General features: G+C 69.6%; 15 protein-coding genes. 10 read left to right on the plus strand and 5 right to left on the minus strand.

Annotated features, from left to right (window positions below; all coding sequences use genetic code 11):
• Window positions 1-10: 10 nt before the first annotated feature.
• Window positions 11-1,228 (minus strand): ABC transporter substrate-binding protein, encoded by a 1,218-nt coding sequence (locus BXA00_RS05995; RefSeq protein WP_083714194.1) that lies wholly within the window; start codon window positions 1,226-1,228, stop codon window positions 11-13.
• Between the two features lie 148 nt (window positions 1,229-1,376).
• Between BXA00_RS05995 and BXA00_RS06000 the strand changes: the two genes are divergently transcribed.
• Together BXA00_RS06000 and BXA00_RS06005 are read left to right on the plus strand one after the other, a co-directional pair.
• Complete coding sequence (locus BXA00_RS06000) at window positions 1,377-2,171, plus strand: Crp/Fnr family transcriptional regulator (RefSeq protein ID WP_231952215.1); 795 nt, start codon at window positions 1,377-1,379, stop codon at window positions 2,169-2,171.
• Window positions 2,172-2,395: 224 nt separating this feature from the next.
• Window positions 2,396-3,358: a tripartite tricarboxylate transporter substrate binding protein gene (locus BXA00_RS06005; RefSeq protein ID WP_076517083.1), complete on the plus strand. Its 963-nt coding sequence runs from the start codon at window positions 2,396-2,398 to the stop codon at window positions 3,356-3,358.
• A gap of 72 nt (window positions 3,359-3,430) precedes the next feature.
• Here the strand turns inward: BXA00_RS06005 and BXA00_RS06010 are convergent, their stop codons facing one another.
• The gene (locus BXA00_RS06010; protein ID WP_076517084.1) at window positions 3,431-4,228 is read right to left on the minus strand and encodes a flavin reductase family protein; all 798 of its coding nucleotides are present in this window, start codon (window positions 4,226-4,228) and stop codon (window positions 3,431-3,433) included.
• Window positions 4,229-4,239: 11 nt separating this feature from the next.
• Window positions 4,240-5,304 (minus strand): LLM class flavin-dependent oxidoreductase, encoded by a 1,065-nt coding sequence (locus BXA00_RS06015; RefSeq protein WP_076517086.1) that lies wholly within the window; start codon window positions 5,302-5,304, stop codon window positions 4,240-4,242.
• Between the two features lie 108 nt (window positions 5,305-5,412).
• Here BXA00_RS06015 and BXA00_RS06020 point away from each other — a divergent pair, with 108 nt between their 5' ends.
• Entirely contained in the window at window positions 5,413-6,360 is a 948-nt protein-coding gene (locus BXA00_RS06020; protein ID WP_076517087.1) for a LysR family transcriptional regulator, read from the plus strand.
• Between the two features lie 16 nt (window positions 6,361-6,376).
• Here BXA00_RS06020 and BXA00_RS06025 read toward each other — a convergent pair whose 3' ends face one another.
• Entirely contained in the window at window positions 6,377-7,255 is an 879-nt protein-coding gene (locus BXA00_RS06025) for an SMP-30/gluconolactonase/LRE family protein (RefSeq protein ID WP_076517089.1), read from the minus strand.
• Between the two features lie 288 nt (window positions 7,256-7,543).
• Here BXA00_RS06025 and BXA00_RS06030 point away from each other — a divergent pair, with 288 nt between their 5' ends.
• The 7 genes from BXA00_RS06030 to BXA00_RS06060 are packed head-to-tail and all read left to right on the plus strand — an operon-like array spanning window position 7,544 to window position 15,278.
• The gene (locus tag BXA00_RS06030) at window positions 7,544-8,314 is read left to right on the plus strand and encodes an enoyl-CoA hydratase/isomerase family protein (RefSeq protein ID WP_076517090.1); all 771 of its coding nucleotides are present in this window, start codon (window positions 7,544-7,546) and stop codon (window positions 8,312-8,314) included.
• A gap of 2 nt (window positions 8,315-8,316) precedes the next feature.
• Window positions 8,317-10,449 (plus strand): acetate--CoA ligase family protein, encoded by a 2,133-nt coding sequence (locus tag BXA00_RS06035; protein WP_076517092.1) that lies wholly within the window; start codon window positions 8,317-8,319, stop codon window positions 10,447-10,449.
• An 8-nt stretch (window positions 10,450-10,457) separates the two neighbouring features.
• A complete protein-coding gene (locus tag BXA00_RS06040; protein WP_076517094.1) occupies window positions 10,458-11,663 on the plus strand; it encodes an acyl-CoA dehydrogenase family protein in 1,206 nt (401 codons plus the stop codon).
• A complete protein-coding gene (locus BXA00_RS06045; protein WP_076517096.1) occupies window positions 11,660-12,604 on the plus strand; it encodes an acyl-CoA dehydrogenase family protein in 945 nt (314 codons plus the stop codon). Before BXA00_RS06040 ends, BXA00_RS06045 begins: the two co-directional genes overlap by 4 nt.
• A 9-nt stretch (window positions 12,605-12,613) precedes the next feature.
• Window positions 12,614-13,372: an SDR family NAD(P)-dependent oxidoreductase gene (locus tag BXA00_RS06050; RefSeq protein ID WP_076517098.1), complete on the plus strand. Its 759-nt coding sequence runs from the start codon at window positions 12,614-12,616 to the stop codon at window positions 13,370-13,372.
• Window positions 13,372-14,553 (plus strand): SDR family NAD(P)-dependent oxidoreductase, encoded by a 1,182-nt coding sequence (locus tag BXA00_RS06055; protein ID WP_076517099.1) that lies wholly within the window; start codon window positions 13,372-13,374, stop codon window positions 14,551-14,553. The genes BXA00_RS06050 and BXA00_RS06055 overlap by 1 nt, the downstream gene beginning before the upstream one ends.
• A complete protein-coding gene (locus tag BXA00_RS06060; protein WP_076517101.1) occupies window positions 14,541-15,278 on the plus strand; it encodes a carboxymuconolactone decarboxylase family protein in 738 nt (245 codons plus the stop codon). Before BXA00_RS06055 ends, BXA00_RS06060 begins: the two co-directional genes overlap by 13 nt.
• Before the next feature lie 16 nt (window positions 15,279-15,294).
• Here BXA00_RS06060 and BXA00_RS06065 read toward each other — a convergent pair whose 3' ends face one another.
• Window positions 15,295-16,704: an amidase family protein gene (locus BXA00_RS06065; protein WP_076517102.1), complete on the minus strand. Its 1,410-nt coding sequence runs from the start codon at window positions 16,702-16,704 to the stop codon at window positions 15,295-15,297.
• Window positions 16,705-16,713 lie beyond the last annotated feature (9 nt).

Below are 16,713 nucleotides of genomic sequence, written 5' to 3' on the forward strand. Positions count from 1 at the left end.
GCCCGGTCTCCTACGATTTCCAGAGGGCGCAGCGGCTTTCGGACTGCTTGGTGAAGGCCTGGTTGCCGTCGATGGTCTGCACGACCGTGAAGTAATCCCAAGGCGTCTTGGACTGCTCGGGGCGCTTGACCTGCAGCAGGTACATGTCGTGCACCACGCGGCCGTCGGGCCGCACCACGCCGTCCTTGATGTACATGTCGTTCAGCTTGTTGTCGCGCAGATGGGCCAGCACACGGTCCGCGTCGTCGGTGCCGGTGGCCTTGACCGCGCGCAGATACTGCAGCGCCGCCGAGTAGTCCGCCGCCTGCAGCGACGACGGCATGGCCTGGCGCCGGTCGAAGAACGTGCGGCTCCAGGCGCGCGTCTCGTCCGATGCGTTCCAGTACCAGCTGTCGGTCAGGTACATGCCCTGCGCCGCGGGCAGCCCCATGGCGTGGATGTCGTTGATGAACATGATCATCCCCGCCAGCTTCATGGACTTGGTGATGCCGAACTCGTTGGCGGCCTTGATCGAGTTCGTCGCGTCCGCGCCCGCGTTGGCCAGCGCCAGGATCTCGGCCTTGCTGGCCTGCGCCTGCAGCAGGAACGACGAGAAATCGCTGGCGGCGAGCGGATGCTTGACGCTGCCCACCACCGTGCCGCCGCCCGACTTCACCACGTTGGTGGTGTCGGCCTGCAGCGCATGGCCGAAGGCATAGTCGGCCGTCAGGAAGTACCAGCTTTTGCCGCCGGCCTTGACCACCGCCGCGCCCGTGCCGCGCGCCTGCGCGACGGTGTCGTAGGCGTAGTTCAGCGTATAGGGCGTGCACTGCTCGTTGGTGAGCGCGGGCGCCCCGGCGCCCACCACGATGATGGGCTTCTTCTTGTCCGCGGCCACCTTGGACATGGCAAGCGCCGTGCTGGAATTGGTGCCGCCGATCAGCATGTCCAGCCCGCGCTGGTCGAACCACTCGCGGGCCTTGGCCGAGGCCACGTCGGCCTTGTTCTGATGGTCCGCCGTCAGCAGCTCGATCTTCTTGCCGTTGATCTCGCCGCCCATTTCCTCGATCGCCATCTTGATGGCTTCCGCGCCGCCGGGACCATCCGGCCCCGAGTAGACGCCGGACATGTCGGTGATGAACCCGATGCGGATGACGTCGTCGGAAATCTGCGCCTGGGCGGCCTGGATGGGCAGGAGCGCGGCGGACGCGGCGCAGGCGATGGCGGTGGTGGACAGCAGGCGTGGCATTGACAACATACCGGTCTCCTCTTATGGTTTTTGGCCCATGGGGCGTCAACCATTCTGCGGCCCGGCTGCCCCCGCGGACAGTCATCATGTTGACAAAGAATCCTAGGGTTTACCTGGGCGGCACTCCATCTCCAGACAGGGAACGAACATGCGCGCACCCCCTGCCCTGATGGGCAACGCCCCGTCCAACGCGAACCGCCGGCCCGCGCGCTGCGCCGTGGACAAGATGCTCGACGTCGTGCCCTGGTACAAGGGCCTGCCGGAACTGGAGCGCGGCGTGGTGCGCGCGGAACTGCGCACGGTGTCGCTGGCCACGGGCGAATACCTCTTTCGCGCGGGCTCGCGGTCGCTCGGCTGGTATGGCGTGGTCGAAGGCCTGGTGAAGTGGTCGTCACCAGGGACCGACGGCCGCACCCTGTCGCTGGCCGGCTTCAGCACCGGAAGCTGGTTCGGCGAAGCCACCATGATCCGCCGCGAACGCTTCGAGTACGAAGTGGTGGCCCTGCGGCCCAGCCGCATCGTGATCCTGCCGCGCGACACCTGCGAGCGCCTGTGGAACCACAACATCGAATTCACCAAGGCGCTGATGACGCACCTGGCGCAGCGGGTGAACTGGCTGATGGGCTGCTACACCGGCAACGTGCTGCTGGACGTGGACACCACCGTGGCGCGCGCCGTGGCGGCGCAACTGGACGCCGAGGTCCATTCGGGGACGCAGGGGCGTCTGCGCATCTCGCAGGAAGAGATCGCCGGCCTGTGCGGCGTCTCGCGCCAGCGCTGCAACACCGCGCTGACCCGCCTTGCGCGGGCGGGGGTCCTGCAAACGCACTACGGCGGATTGACGGTGCTGGACAAGGACGCGCTGTACCGGTGCGCGAAGATCAGCCGCGAGGCGGCCAGGCACGCGCGCGGCGCCGGCGACGTCCGCGCCGATGCGGCATAATCCGCCACGGCCGCCCATGGCGGGCCGCAGTCATGCTCGCCGCGCAGAACAGTTCTGCATATCGACGGGGTAATCGATCAGGCCGATAAAAATTATGATCGGCTACTGAGACAACCCATGGCCGGCGGCCCGCTGCCGGCCGACCCAGCCACCAGCGCACAACCATAAGAGCCGGCCCGCGCAAGGCACGGCCACGCATGGCGGCGGGAACCAGGAGAGAGACAATGTTCAAGCTCACGCGCCGCGGCTTCATCGCGGCCGGCACACTCATGATGCTCGCCCGGCCGCTGCGCGCCGCGGCCAAGCCCGTGACCCTGATCGTGCCCTACGCGCCGGGCGGCCCCAACGACAACTTCGCGCGCCTGCTGGCCGAGGGCATGAGCGCCGAACTGGGCATCAACTTCATCGTCGAGAACAAACCCGGCGCCAACGGCATCATCGGCGCGACCCAGGTCGCGCGCGCCCCGGCCGACGGCAGCACGCTGCTGATGGGCGGCTCCGGTCCGGTGTCCCTGAACATCCTGCTGCGCCCCCGCCTGAACTACGGCTTTGACAGCTTCAAGTCGGTGGCCATGATGTTCGACGGCCCGCTGACCATCACCGTGCCGTCCAAGATGGGCGTGAACTCCATTGCCGACCTGGTCGCCTACGCGAAGCAGGAAAACCGCGCGCTGACCTACGGATCGCTGGGACCGGGCAGCGTCACCGACCTGTACGGCCTGATCCTGTCCAGGACGCTGGGCATCCCGCTGACCGCCGTGCCCTACAAGAGCACGCCGACCAGCCTGATCGACCTCATCACCGGCCGCAACGACCTCTCGTACATGACGCCCATCGCGCTGGCCGACCATCAAAAGGCCGGCGCGGTGAAAATCCTGGCGCTGACCACCGACCAGCGCGACCCGGCGCTGCCGGACGTGCCCGCCGTCACCGAACTGGGTTATCCACAGCTCAAGGCCAGCTACTGGACGGCGCTGCACGCGCCCAAGGGCACGCCGGACGCCATCGTCCAGGCCTACGCCGCGGCCGCCATCAAGACGGTCCAATCCGAGCGCTTCCGCAAGGTGCTCGTCGCCAACGGGCAGACCGAAAAAGCCGGCGGCCCGCAGGCCCTGGAGGCGCAACTGGAATCCGACCGCCAGTACTGGGGCAAGGTCATCCAGGAAAACCACATCGTCCTTGATTGATCGCGCAGTAAAAAAAAGCCACAGCCCGCCGTTCGGCGGGCTGTGGCTTTTTGCGGCGGCCCGCGCGGCCCGTTACTGAAGCCGGGCCGGCGCGATGCAGTGGGTGGCCGCGTTGAAGTTGATGACCGGCCGCGCCTCGCGGCAGGCGGTCTTGCGGATCTTGCCCACGATGAGATCGTGCGTGCCCAGCTTTTCGGTGCAGACGATGTCGCATTCGATGCTGGCCAGCGCATCGGGCAGCACGGGCGCGCCATGCTCGTTCAGCACCCAGCCGCCCTGCGCGAAGCGCGCCTGGCCCTGAGGCTGTTTCAGAAAGGCTTCGATCACTTCGCCGTGGCCTTCGCCCAGGATGTTGGCGACGAAGCGGCCATTGCGCAGCAGCGGCTCGCGCGCCGACGAGGTCTGCTGCACGAAGAATCCGACCATGGGCGGATCGGCGGAGATCGACGTCAGGCTGGACACGATCATGCCCGCCATCTGCTCGCCGTCCCCGGTGCTGACGGCGCTGATGCCCGCCGGCAGCGACCGCATGGCCGCCTTGAAATCGTCGACCGACACCACCTCGTCGCGCTCGTTGAAGACCATGTGCGCGCGGATGTCGCCACGTTCATCGACCCACCCATGCCGCGCCGCGTAATCCACCATCTTCGAGAAGCCAGCCTCCCAGTCCGGATCGCCGGCGTGCTGCGACAGAAAACGCAGCACCGACGGCGACAGGCGCACGTGCCGCTCGTCCTCGCGCCGGCCGATCCGGGCGATGGCGCGCTCGAGCCGGTCGGCGGGCTGCGGGTCCGCCATGACATCGAGACGGCCGAAATCCGCCGGGTCGCGCAGCGCGATGGCGCCGGCATTGCTCAAGTAGATACGCATGTCGCCCTCCTTCAGGCAAGCACTGCCGTACTGCCGATTTCCTTGCGGATCGCGGGAATGATCTTGTCGCCCCAGAGCTCGATCTGCTTGAGCATCGTCTTCTGGTCGAAGTCGCCAAGCTGCGTTTGCAGCGCGATGTGCTTGGGCCGCAGGATGCTGATCTCTTCCAGCATCTTGTCGATGACTTCGTTGACCGAGCCCACCGGCAGGTTCTTGCGCAGCTGCTCGAAGGTCGGGTCGGTGTCCGACGGCACTTCCTTGACCATGTAGCCATCGTCGCTCTGCGCGCGGCGGAACTTCAGGCTTTCGGAAATGCGGCGCTGGAAGCGCGCGCAATCCAGATAGGCATCGATCTCGGCCTTGTTGTCCGAGGCGTAGCCGCAGCGCAGGAAGCCGAACTTCACGTCGCGGTCCAGGTCCTTGCCGTTGTCCTCGGCCACCTTCTCCAGCCGGCCGCGCAGTTCCGCGATGGCGTCGTTGCCCTTGAGCAGCGCCGTCACGAACAGGTTGTGGTTTTCGCGCACGCCGCGGCCCAGCGTCACCGGGTTGCCCGACGTGATCCACAGCGGCGGCATGGGGTCCTGCACGCAGCGCACCGCGATCGAACTGGGCGGAATCTTCAGGAACTTGCCGTCGTGCTCGAAGATCTTCTGCGTCAGGCCCTTGGGGATCACGTCGAGGAACTCGTTGAAGATCGCGCCCGAGTCCTCGATCTGGACGCCGAAGCGCTCGAACTCGAATTGCTGGTAGCCCGATCCCACGCCCAGATCCAGGCGTCCGTTGGACACCGTGTCCACGAACCCGACCTCGGCCAGGAAGCGCGCCGGATGGTAGAGCGGCAGGATGCACACCGCCGTGCCCAGCCGGATGCGACGGGTCTTGGCCGCCGCATGGGCCACCGTCATCAGGGGCGAGGGGGACAGCGAGTAGTTGTTGAAGTGATGTTCGGCGTACCAGGCCGCGTCGAATCCTGCCTGCTCCGCCGCCACCGTCTGCTCGATGGAGTTGTTGATGACTTGCGTCGAGGACTGGTGGTAACCTCGTTGCTGCGCCAGAATGAATACGCCGAATTCCATATTGTCTCCTCGTTGATGCATGAATCCTTGAGGAAATTCTAGAGGCCGGTAGTCATGGGCTGGAATACAAGAAAAGCGGCGTTCTGTGCTGCATAAAGTGGAGGAATGATGGACAGACTGCGCGCAATGGAGCTCTTTCTGTCGATCTCGAAGACCGAGAGCTTCTCGGAAACCGCGCGCCAGTTCGGCATCTCTGCCACCTCGGTGTCGCGCATGATCACCGACTTCGAAAGCGAGCTCAACGTGAAGCTCCTGCTGCGTTCCACGCGGCAGGTCGTGCTGACCGAAGCCGGCCAGGAATACGCCCGCCAGTTGGAAACCATCCTCTGGAACATCAACGAGGCGCACCGCAACATCACCGAAATCCGCGCCGCGCCCAAGGGCATTCTGCGCGTGCATTCGCGCATGATGTTCGGCCTGGGCGTGCTGCCGCAGCTGGTGGCCGCGTTCCGCGAAGCCTACCCCGAGATCCACATTGAACTGGTGCTGTCGGAAGCCAAGACCGATCTGCGGCGCAACAACTTCGACATCGATTTCCGCATTTCGCCGCCCGTCGAGGCCGGCCTGAAGCGGCGCATCCTGTTCAAGAGCGAACGCTATCTGGTGGCGTCGCCCGCGTACCTGGCGAACCGGGAACTGCCCACGCAGCCGGCCGATATCGCGCAGCATGCCTGCCTGGCGTACCTGCTGCCCGGCGACCAATACTGCTGGCGCTTCAAGCGGGGCGAGGCCATCGACGAAATCCTGATCAAGCCGCGGCACGTCAGCAACAATGGCGTGGCCCTGCTGGAACTGGCGCGGCTGGGCGAAGGGATCGCGCTGCTGGACGACTACACCGTGCACCACGACATCGAGCGCGGCACGCTGGTGCGGCTGTGCCCGGATTACCGCGTCACCAACACGACCTTCGAAGAAGGCATGTACGCCACCATCCTGGATACGGCCATGATTCCGGTGAAGATACGGCTGTTCCTGGATTTCGTGGCGTCGCACGTGTCGGGCGCCGAGCTGCGCTTTGCGGCCTATGGCAAGCCGGCGGGCGCCAGCGGCGAATGACGCCGGGCCGCGCGGCTCAGGGCCGGATCAGGCAGCGCGGACGCGGCGCGCCTGCATAGCCGGTCCCACGCAGGCGCAGCAGCGCGCCGTCCAGGGGGCCGTGGGCCGACAGGCGGCCGCTGTCGCTGATCGACGTGACGTAAAGGTCGGCCAGGCCGTCGCCGCCAAAGCACAACGACGCCGGATGCGCGACCGGCAGGTCGATGCGCACATCCAGCCTGCCCTCCCGGTCGAACCGCGCGATGGCGCCGGCGTGGACCAGCGCGGTCCATAGCCCGCCGTCGCGGTCAAAGCAACAGCCGTCCGGCGCCGATCCCAGCGCGTCCGTGTCGACGAAGACCTCGCGCGCGGTCAGCCCGCCCGCCGCGTCCATCCGGTAGCGGTAGATTTTGCGCGCGGCGCTGTCGCAGACGTGCAGGTGCCCGCCGTCCGGATGCAGGGCCGGACCGTTGACCACGCCCAGCCCCTGCGCGATCCGCGTGAGCCGGCCGCCGGTATCCAGGCGATACAGCCCGCCCAGCGGGGCTTCGCCGGCCTCCCGGTAGATGTGCATGGTGCCCGCCACGAAGCTGCCATCGGGCAACGGCGCGCCGTCGTTCAACCGCAGGTTGGGGTGGCTGTCCTCGATACGGGCCAGCGTGCGCAGGCTGCCATCGGCCGGCCGGAAAAGCCCAAACGACTCCTTCAGCGCCACCACCAGCTCGTCCTCGCCATTGAAAGCGAAGGATCCCAGCGGCGCGGGCAACTGCCAGCTCTGCACGCTGCCCGAGTCCGGCGCCACGGCCAGGATCAGGCCCTTGCGGCAGTCCGCCATCCACAACCGCCCGCTCGCCGCGTCCCATGCCGGGCATTCGCCCAGGGCCGCGCGCAGGCTTCCGATACGTTCGATCTGCATCTGCCGATTTGTCTCCTGGCCTCTCGTCCCATAGGTCTTTCAGACGAGGCTTCTGCGTCATGGTATCGGCTGGCGGCGCGGCGGAATATGCGCCATTCCTGCAGAACACAACCACCGTTTTTGGCGTAGATCGACGCATACCCCCTCCCTAAAATCAAAAAAAAGTCCAGCGCCGCAGGGCGCGGACAGCGGACAAGACCGGTCAATCCGACCCGAGGAGACTTACGATGCAGCACGCCCGCGGCGCCCGGCGCCTCTCACCCCCACCCTGTCGAACGAGGTGCGGGCATGAGCGATACCCCCGTCAAATTCGAGGTCAGCGAGGGCGTCGCCCTGGTCACGCTGAACCACGCGCCGGTCAACGCGCTGAACCGCGACATGCGCCGCCGCATCGTGGCGATCTTCGACGAAATCTCCGAGCGCGACGACATCCGCTGCGCGGTCCTGACCGGCAGCGGCAAGGTCTTCTGCGCCGGCGCGGACCTGAAGGACCGTCCCGATGCCGATGTCGCGGGCGACTTCCTGGAACACAACCGCATCACCCGCGAAACCGGCAACGCCATCCGCGAATGCGCCAAGCCGGTCATCGCCGCCGTCAACGGCGCGGCGCTGGGCGCCGGCCTGGGCCTCATGGCCGCCTGCGACATCATGTATGCGTCCGACAACGCCACGTTCGGCATGCCCGAGATCAATGTCGGGCTGGCCGGCGGCGCCTCGATGCTGCGCACCCTGTTCGGACGCTCGACGCTGCGCCGCATGTTCTACACCGGCCAACGGCTTACCGCGCATGACCTGCTGCGCCGCAACGTGCTGGAAGACGTGCTGCCGCCCGACCAGTTGCTTCCCGCCGCGCTGGCGCTGGCCCACGAAATCGCGTCCAAGGCCCCGCTCGCCGTGCTGTACGCCAAGCGCGCGGCCAACATGGTGGACCTGATGCCGCAGCGCGATGCCTATCGCTTTGAACAGGACTTCACCATGGCGCTCGCCAAGACCGAGGATGCCCGCGAGGCCCGCATGGCGTTTCTGGAAAAGCGCCAGCCCCAGTTCAAGGGGCGCTGAGCATGGGCACGCACCAGCAACGCCCCGGCGCGGGGCTTACCCCCTTTTTTGAGGCAACGGGCATCGCCGTGATCGGCGCCTCCGACGACATCACCAAGATCGGCGGCCGCCCCGTGCACATGCTGATCAAGCACGGCTACCGCGGCGCCGTGTACCCCATCAACCCCAAGGGCGGCGTCATCCAGGGATTGCCGGCCTACGCCTCGGTGCGGGACACGCCCGAGGCACCCGGGCTCGCCATCCTGGCCGTGCCCGCCGCCGCCACGCCCGCCGCGCTGCGCGACTGCGCCGCGCGCGGCGTCAAGGCGGCCATCGTGCTGTCGGCCGGCTTCACCGAGGCCGGCCCTGAAGGCGCCGCGCTGCAGGCCGAGCTGGTCGCCATCGCCCGCGCCCACGGCATGCGTGTGCTGGGCCCGAACTGCCTGGGCACCGTCAACGTGGCTGACCGCCTGATCGGCTCGTTCTCCATCGCCCTGGAGGAAAACATGCCGCCCGCCGGGCACGTGGGCATCGTGTCCCAGTCCGGCAACGTGGGCAGCCACACCATGCAGAGCGTGGCCCGGCGCGGCATGGGCGTGAGCCGCTTCATCGCGACCGGCAACGAGGCCGACGTGGACGCCGCCGACGGCATCGCCGCGCTGGCCGAGGACCCGGACACGCGCATCATCCTGTGCTGCATGGAAACCTGCCGCGACGCCGGCAAGCTGATCGAGGCCCTGCGCCTGGCGCGTGAGCAGGGCAAGCCCGTCATCATCCTGAAGATCGGCTCAACCGAAAAAGGCCAGGCCGCGGCCGCCTCGCATACCGGCGCGCTCACCGGCTCGGACGCGGTGATCGACGCGGTGTTCCGCCGCCACGGCGTGCTGCGCGTGCGCTCGGTCGAGGCCCTGATCGACATCGGCCACGCGGCCTCGCTGCTGATTCCCGGTCGCCTGCCCCGCAACGACGCGGTGACGCTGGTCGCCGCGTCCGGCGGCTTCGGCATCATGATGGCCGACGCCATGAGCGAGGCCGGCCTCGCGCTGCCCGCGCTGGCGCCCGACACGCAGCGGCGCATCCTCGACGCCGTGCCCACCGCCAGCACCGGCAATCCGGTGGACGCGTCCGCGCAGATGTCCAGCCGCCCCGACATTCTCCTGAAGATGCTGAGCGCCCTGCTGGACGATCCCTCGGCCAGTTCGCTCGCGCTCTTCATGTCGCTGTCGCTCTACAACACCCGGCTGCGCGGCATCTACCTAGAAGCCCTGGCGCAGGTGCGCGCCAGCCATCCGGACCGTCTGCTGATGGTCATCAGCCAGGGCCCGGCCGACGCCGTCGCGCAGATCAACGCGCTGGGCATTCCGGTGTTTTCCAGCATCGATGCGGCGGCCACCGGGCTGGCGGGCCTGGTCAGGCTGGGCCGGCTGCGCGCGGCCACCGCCGCCCCCCTCGCGCCGCCCGCCGTGGCGCCCGTGGACCCGGCCGTATTCCGCAACGAATTCCACGCCAAGCAGGCGCTGGGCAAAGCCGGCATCGACGTGCCGCAGGAATGCATCGCCCGCGACGCCGACGAGGCCGTCCGCGCGGCCGAGGCCATCGGCTATCCCGTCGTGCTGAAGATCGCCTCCGAGGACGTCGCGCACAAGACGGAAGCGGGCGGCGTGCTGCTCAACCTGGCCGACGCCCAGGCCGTGCGCCGCGGCCACGCCCAGATCCTGGCCAGCGTCGCCCGCCACGCCCCCGCCGCGCGCATCGACGGCGTGCTGGTCGCGCCGATGGTCGGCGGCGGCACCGAGATGATCGCCGGCGTCTCGCAGGACCCCGTTTTCGGCCCCATCGTCATGGTCGGCATGGGCGGCATCCATGCCGAGGTATTGAAGGACGTCGCCGTGCAGGCCGCGCCCGTGACCGAGGAAGAAGCCGCCGAGATGATCCGCTCGCTCCGGATGTTCCCCATCCTGGACGGCTCGCGCGGCCAGGCCAAGGCCGACGTCGCCGCCGCGGCGCGCGCCGTGGCGCGATTGTCGGAGTTCGCGTCCCGGCATCGCGACGACGTCGCCGAAATCGACATGAATCCCATCCTGGTCCGGCCGCAGGGCCAAGGCGTGGTCGTCCTGGACGCGCTGATGATCCCGCGCGCCGCGCCCGCCCACTGAGGACAGCCATGCAAGTTGAACACCACGTCGCGGTGCCCGATCCGGCCGCCGGACCCGATATCTACCGCCAGCATGCGCGCACCTGGCTGCGCGCCAACCTGCCGGACTCCATGCGCGCCGACAGCCTGGACTGGCGCGCCCCCACCCTCGCCGAAAGCAGCGCCTGGGAAGCGGCCATGTACCAGGCGGGCCTGGCCGGCATGACCTGGCCCAAGGCCTATGGCGGCCACGGCCTGACGCTGCGCGAGCACCTGGCGGTGAACAAGGAGATCGGCGCGCTGCCCATGCCCGAAAGCGTCAGCTCCATCGGCAAGGAACTGGCCGGCCCCATCATCATGGCCGTGGGCACCGAAGACCAGAAGCAGGCGTTCCTGCCCGCGATCCTGGCGATGCGCCAGTTCTGGTGCCAGGGCTTTTCCGAGCCCGACGCCGGCTCGGACCTGGCGCGGCTGCGCACCAAGGCCGTCCAGGAGGGCGGCCACTGGCGCATCAACGGCCAGAAGATCTGGACCAGCGGCGCGGCCAAGGCCCACTACTGCCTGCTGCTGACGCGCACCGGCACCGTGGCCGACAAGCATCGCGGCCTGCTGATGTTCGCCGTTCCGATGGACACGCCGGGCATCCGCGTCGTCCCCATCAAGTCGATCGACGGCAAGGAGTCGTTTGCCGAAGTGTTCTTCGACGACGTGGTCGTGCCCGACAGCGCACGCCTGGGCGCCCCCGACGAAGGCTGGAACGCCGCCATCCGCGTCCTGTCCATCGAACGCGCCACCAACCGCATGTACCGCCCGTGGCGCTTCGAATGCGAGCTGCGCCAGCTTATCGCCGCCTGCAAGTCCGATGCGCAGCTCGCGCCCGCCCTGGAAGATGGCTACGTGCAGCGCCGCGTGGGTGACCTGATCTGCGAGATCGATGGCCTCAAGGGCCTGGTCGAACTTACCGTCGCGCGCATGCTGCGCGGCGAAACGATCGGCGCGCGCGGCTCGCTGACCAAGCTCTATTGGTCGGAATGCCACCAGGCCTTCGCCGGCCTCGCGCTCTCGCTGCTGTCGCAGGTCGGCCCCCACTCCAGCCCGCTCGCGCGCCGCGCCCAGCAAGCCTTCACCACCGCCTACCTCTTCTCGCGCGCCGAGACGATCTACGCCGGCACCACCGAAGTGCAGCTCGACGTCATCGCGCAGCGCGTCATGAATCTGCCCAAGGACCTGACATGAGCCATGAAGAACTGCGTCCCGAGGAATTCGCGCAGGCCGCCGACGCGGCCATCGCCGACGCCCTGACCCGCGCCGATCCGCGCGCCATGGCCGAGGTGCTGGCGCAGGCCGGCCTGTGCGGCGTGATGGCGGCCGAGGACGACGGCGGACTGGGCCTGGACCTCGCCTTCGCGCTGCCTATCGCCCACGCCGCCGGGCGCCTGCGCCTGCCCTTGCCGCTGCCCGAACAGATCCTGCTCGCCCGCGCGCTGGCCGGCACCCCGCAGGCCGCGGCCCTGGCCGCCGGCGAGCGCCTGGCCGGCATCGCCTGGCACGGCAGCCTGCAGACCGGCCATGCCCGCGTGGACAATGGCCTCGCGGACTGGGTGCTGGTGGCGGACGGCGCGGGCGCGGCCCTCATCGATGCCAGCGCGCAGCCGCACGAACCGCAGGCCGTGCTGGACCCCGAGCATCCGCAAACCTGGATCGCGCTGGCAGGCGCGCCCGTGCTGGCGCGGCTGGACGAACCGGACTGGGACGCGCTGCGGCGCCAGGCCCACCTGCTGCTGGCCGAGTTCGCCAACGGCGCGGCCGAAGGCGCGCTGCAGGCCGCGGCGGACTACATGGCCACGCGGGTGCAGTTCGGCCGGCCGCTGTCGGCCAAGCAGGCGGTGCGCCATCTGCTGGCCCGCATGCGGCTGCTGCAGGACGTGTCCAGCGCCGCGATCCGGCGCGCCACGCAGGCCGACGAGTACGGCAAGCCGCGCGACACGCGGCCCGCGCTGGCCGGGGCGCTCGCCAACGCGGCCTTCGTCATCGAGAAGGCCATCCACCTGCACGGCGGCATGGGCTTCACCTGGGAATTGCCGCTGCACCGGGCGCTGCGCGCCGTGCGCAGGCTGGACGCCGCCTTCGCGGGCCTGTCGCGCGACGCAGGGCGCGCCTTCATTCAATCGGTATAGGAAGACACCATGGCACATGATCTCGCCGGGCGCGTCGCGCTCGTCACCGGCGCGGGCGCCGGCATCGGCCGGGCCACGGCCCGCCTGCTCGCCGCGCGCGGCGCCACGGTCGGCGTCAACGACCTCAAGCAGGAACTGGTGGACGACACCGTCGCGGCCATCGCCGCCGAAGGCGGCAAGGCCTTTCCCGTGGTGCAGAACGTCGCCACGCGCGAGGGCATCGGCCAGGCCGTGCGGCTGGCGGCCGAACACGCCTCGCGCCTGGACATCCTGGTCAACAACGCGGCCTGGGTCCGCTACCAGAGCGTGGCCGAGATCCAGCCGGACACGCTGGAACGCATGCTGGACATCGGCTTCAAGGCCGTCATCTGGGGCATCCAGGCGGCGGCCGAGGTCATGGACCCCGATCGCGGCGGCGCGATCGTCAACGTGGCCTCCACGGCGGCGCTCAAGTCCGCCCCCAGTTCGATGGTGTATTCCGGCATCAAGGCCGGCGTGCTGGGCGTCACCCGCGCCGCCGCCGCCGAGCTGGGCGCGCGCCGCATCCGGGTGAACGCCGTGTGCCCGTCGGCGGTGCCGACCGAAGGCACGCAGCGCAACCGCAACGCCGAGCGCGACGCGCGCCGCATCGCCAGCACGCCGATGGGACGCCTGGGCACGGTGGACGACGTGGCCGACGCCATCGCATTCCTGGCCAGCGACGACGCCCGCTTCATCACGGCGCAGGCGCTGGTGGTCGACGGCGGCATCACGTTCACCACGCTCTGATGGATACGGTCCTGCTCACCGGCGCGGCCAGCGGCATCGGCCGGGCGACGGCCGGGCGGCTCGCGGCCGCGGGCCATCGCTGCATCCTGGTGGATCGCAACGCGTCCGCGCTGCAGGCGCTGCGCGCGGCGCTGCCTGCCCCGGCCGGGCAGGCGCACGTGGCGCGTGTCACGGACCTGACCGACCCCGACCAGATCGCGGCGCTGGCCGACGGCATGCCGCGCCTGGACGCGCTGATCAACAACGCGGGGATGACCGACAGCAGCAACCGCCCCACCGTCGAACAATCGAACGAAGACTGGCAGCGCCTGCTGGACCTGAACCTGCGGGCGCCTGCCCGCATGGTGGCCGCGCTGCGCGACCGGCTCGCGCCCGGCGCGCGCGTGGTCAACGTGGCGTCCGGCGCGGGCCTGCGCGCCATTCCCTGGCGCGGCGGCTACAGCCCCAGCAAGGCCGGCCTGATCGCGCAGAGCCGCGCGCTGGCGCAGGCCGACGCCGACCTGCGCGTCACCGTGCTTTGTCCCGGCTATGTGCGCACGGAGCTGGTGGCGGGTCTGATCGCGTCCGGCCGCCTGGACACGGCCCGCGCGGTCGCCAAGATTCCGCTTGGCCGGCTGGCCGACCCCGACGAAATTGCCTGCGCCCTGGCCTTTCTGGCCGGCACGCACGCCGCGCCCCTGGCGGGCGGCCTGTTGTGCGTGGACGGCGGCTCGTCGGTGTATGGCGGCAGCCAGGTCTATGGGCCGGCTGGCAGCGGCGCCTGCATTTCCCTGGATACCCCCCTGTCCCTGGCCGTGCGCGGCGATTGGCCGCCGGTGCCGGACGATGGCGCGCCCGACGGCTATCCGGCAGTCCTGGATGCGACCGTGCTGTCCAGCGCGCCGGGCCGGCGCCTGGCGGCCGCGCTGCAGGCCGCACGCCGCTTCGATCATGAGGGACCGGCCAGCCTGACCCTGCTGCTGCCCGCCGGCGAGGACCTTTCCTGGGACCATGCCGGCGACCACGCCGCGGCGCGCATGCTCGTGGCCTCGCTGGCCTGCGAGTGGGGGCCGGCGGCGCGTCGCATCAATGCGGTGGAAGTCGCGCCGGGCACGGACCCGGCAACGTTGGCGCCGCTGCTGCGCTTTGTCGCCGGCGCTCAGGCGCAATACCTCACCGGACAAGTGCTATGCAGCCGCTGAACGACCTGGACAGCATCAAGGCGCGCTTCATCGCCGCGCGCGGCTACTGGCGCCCGTGGACCGACGCGATGCTGCGGGCCAACCCGGGATTTCTCGCCCACTATGCCGAATACGCGGGCCATCCGGCCAGGACCGGACCGCTGACGCCGCGCATGGTCGAACTCATCTACGTGGCGCTGGACGCATCGGCGACGCATCTGTATGAAGCCGGGCTGGCGACCCATCTGCGCATGGCGCGCGAGGCGGGCGCCAGCGACGCCGACGTGTTCGACGTGCTGCACCTGGTGACGATGCAGGGACTGAGCGCGGTCCTGCAAGCCGCCGACCTGCTGCACGAGGCCGCGCCGCAACCGGCGCTGGACGCGCATGACCCCATGCGGGCGCGCATCGCCGCGCTGTGGCCGGCGCAGGCGCCCAGCCTGTTGCGGCTGGCGGCGCAGGACCGGGGCTACGTCGCCGTCCTGCTCGACTTCCTGGAAGGCGGCGCGCCGGCCGGCGGACTGGCGGCGGCGGAACGCATGCTGGTGCGCATTGCCCTGCACGCCTGCTTCACGCACGGCGACATGGCCGCCACGCGCGCGCTGATCGGCGACGCGCTTGCGCAGGGCGTGTCGCGCCAGGAAATCCTGCAGGCCATCCAGCTAGGCGGCCATCTGGCGGTGCATGGCGCGGCCCTGGGCGCGACCGTCCATGCGCGCTTGCAGGCAGCCGGCGCGTCGGACTGAGACAGGCAGGCCGGGCTCAAACGGTCAGCCGGTCCAGCACCGACCAGCCCGCCCGCGCCTCGATGTCCTCTCCCACGGCCAGGCACAGGTCTTCGCGGAAACGCCCCGCCACCACCTGCACGCCGACGGGCACGCCGTCCGCCATCCCCACCGGCACCGACAAGCCCGGCAGTCCCAGGATCGCCGTCGAGACCAGCGGACTCTGGGCCCGCAGGATATCCGCCATCGCATCCGGCCCCTGCTGGTCCAGATCCACCGGAAACGGCAGCGCGAAGGACACGGGCATCAGCAGCACGGGATAGCGGTCGAAGAAGCGGCCCCATTCGCGCAGGATCGTCGTGCGCATCGCCATCGCCTGGATGAAGCCGTCCTTTTCCCGCTGCGGCGTGTGCGCCAGCATGCTCTGGTAGGCGTTCTGGATCGCGCGGTCTCCGGCGCGCTCGATCTCGCGCCGCATGGAACCGGCGGCCTCGTTCATCAACACGTCCAGCCACAGCCGCGCCGCGGCGTCGAACTGCGGCGGTTCCGCGGCCTCGACGATATAGCCTGCGTCCTGCAGCCAGCCGGCGGCGCGTTGCAGCGCGTCGGCGACCGCGGGGTCGGCGCGCCATTGCGCCGTGCCGGTAAAGAGCGCCACGCGCCGCTCACCTGCCGCGGACGCAAACGCCAGCGGCGCCGGCACCCACCACGGGTCCCGCGAATCGCCGGCCGACATCGCCGCCAGGCCCAGCCGCAGATCCGCGACGCTGCGGGCCAGCGGTCCCTGCGTCGCGGCCATCTGCGAGGCCACCGGCCGCTCCGACAACTGGCTGGCGTTGTAGCCCGGCACCCGCCCCTGCGAGGGGCGCAGTCCCGCCACCCCGCACGCATAGGCCGGATACCGGATCGAGCCGCCCTGGTCGCTGCCATGGGCAAGCGGGCCGATCCCCAGCGCCGCCGCCACCGCCGCCCCGCCGCTCGATCCGCCCGGCGTGCGCGCAGCATCGAAGGGATTGAGGGTGCGGCCATGCAGGTCGTTGTCGCTGAACCAGCGCCACGAGAACGCGGGCACGTTCGTGCGGCCGATGACGACCGCGCCCGCGCGGATCCAGTTGTCCACGGCCGGATTGTTTTCGTGCGCGATAAGGTCCCGGTAGGCCGTCACGCCGTTGGTCGTGGCGGTGCCCGCCAGGTCCGCGTTGGCCTTGATCGTCACCGGCACCCCATGCAGGATGCCCAGGCCGCGCCCGGCGCGCACGGCGGCGTCGGCCGCGTCCGCGGCGCGCAGCGCCTGTCCGGCGTAAAGCTCGGTCAGCGGATTGAAGACCGGATTGACCTCGCCGGCGCGGTCCAGGCAGCTTTGGACCGCTTCGCGGCTGGATACCTCGCCGCTGCGGATGGCGCGGGCAAGGTCAAGCGCGTTCCAGCGCCAGAGTGCGTTCGTCATGGTGTCTCC

This window comes from Achromobacter sp. MFA1 R4, assembly GCF_900156745.1.
In the GTDB taxonomy this organism is placed as follows: domain Bacteria; phylum Pseudomonadota; class Gammaproteobacteria; order Burkholderiales; family Burkholderiaceae_B; genus Achromobacter.

Bases quoted from the DNA above. Each gene is read 5' to 3' on its own strand.
- BXA00_RS06020 (WP_076517087.1), top strand. From the start codon at position 5,413: ATGGACAGACTGCGCGCAATGGAGCTCTTTCTGTCGATCTCGAAGACC.
- BXA00_RS06005 (WP_076517083.1), top strand. From the start codon at position 2,396: ATGTTCAAGCTCACGCGCCGCGGCTTCATCGCGGCCGGCACACTCATG.
- BXA00_RS06065 (WP_076517102.1), bottom strand. From the start codon at position 16,704: ATGACGAACGCACTCTGGCGCTGGAACGCGCTTGACCTTGCCCGCGCC.
- BXA00_RS06015 (WP_076517086.1), bottom strand. From the start codon at position 5,304: ATGGAATTCGGCGTATTCATTCTGGCGCAGCAACGAGGTTACCACCAG.
- BXA00_RS06025 (WP_076517089.1), bottom strand. From the start codon at position 7,255: ATGCAGATCGAACGTATCGGAAGCCTGCGCGCGGCCCTGGGCGAATGC.
- BXA00_RS06060 (WP_076517101.1), top strand. From the start codon at position 14,541: ATGCAGCCGCTGAACGACCTGGACAGCATCAAGGCGCGCTTCATCGCC.
- BXA00_RS06055 (WP_076517099.1), top strand. From the start codon at position 13,372: ATGGATACGGTCCTGCTCACCGGCGCGGCCAGCGGCATCGGCCGGGCG.
- BXA00_RS06000 (WP_231952215.1), top strand. From the start codon at position 1,377: ATGCGCGCACCCCCTGCCCTGATGGGCAACGCCCCGTCCAACGCGAAC.
- BXA00_RS06040 (WP_076517094.1), top strand. From the start codon at position 10,458: ATGCAAGTTGAACACCACGTCGCGGTGCCCGATCCGGCCGCCGGACCC.
- BXA00_RS05995 (WP_083714194.1), bottom strand. From the start codon at position 1,228: ATGCCACGCCTGCTGTCCACCACCGCCATCGCCTGCGCCGCGTCCGCC.
- BXA00_RS06030 (WP_076517090.1), top strand. From the start codon at position 7,544: ATGAGCGATACCCCCGTCAAATTCGAGGTCAGCGAGGGCGTCGCCCTG.
- BXA00_RS06045 (WP_076517096.1), top strand. From the start codon at position 11,660: ATGAGCCATGAAGAACTGCGTCCCGAGGAATTCGCGCAGGCCGCCGAC.
- BXA00_RS06010 (WP_076517084.1), bottom strand. From the start codon at position 4,228: ATGCGTATCTACTTGAGCAATGCCGGCGCCATCGCGCTGCGCGACCCG.
- BXA00_RS06050 (WP_076517098.1), top strand. From the start codon at position 12,614: ATGGCACATGATCTCGCCGGGCGCGTCGCGCTCGTCACCGGCGCGGGC.
- BXA00_RS06035 (WP_076517092.1), top strand. From the start codon at position 8,317: ATGGGCACGCACCAGCAACGCCCCGGCGCGGGGCTTACCCCCTTTTTT.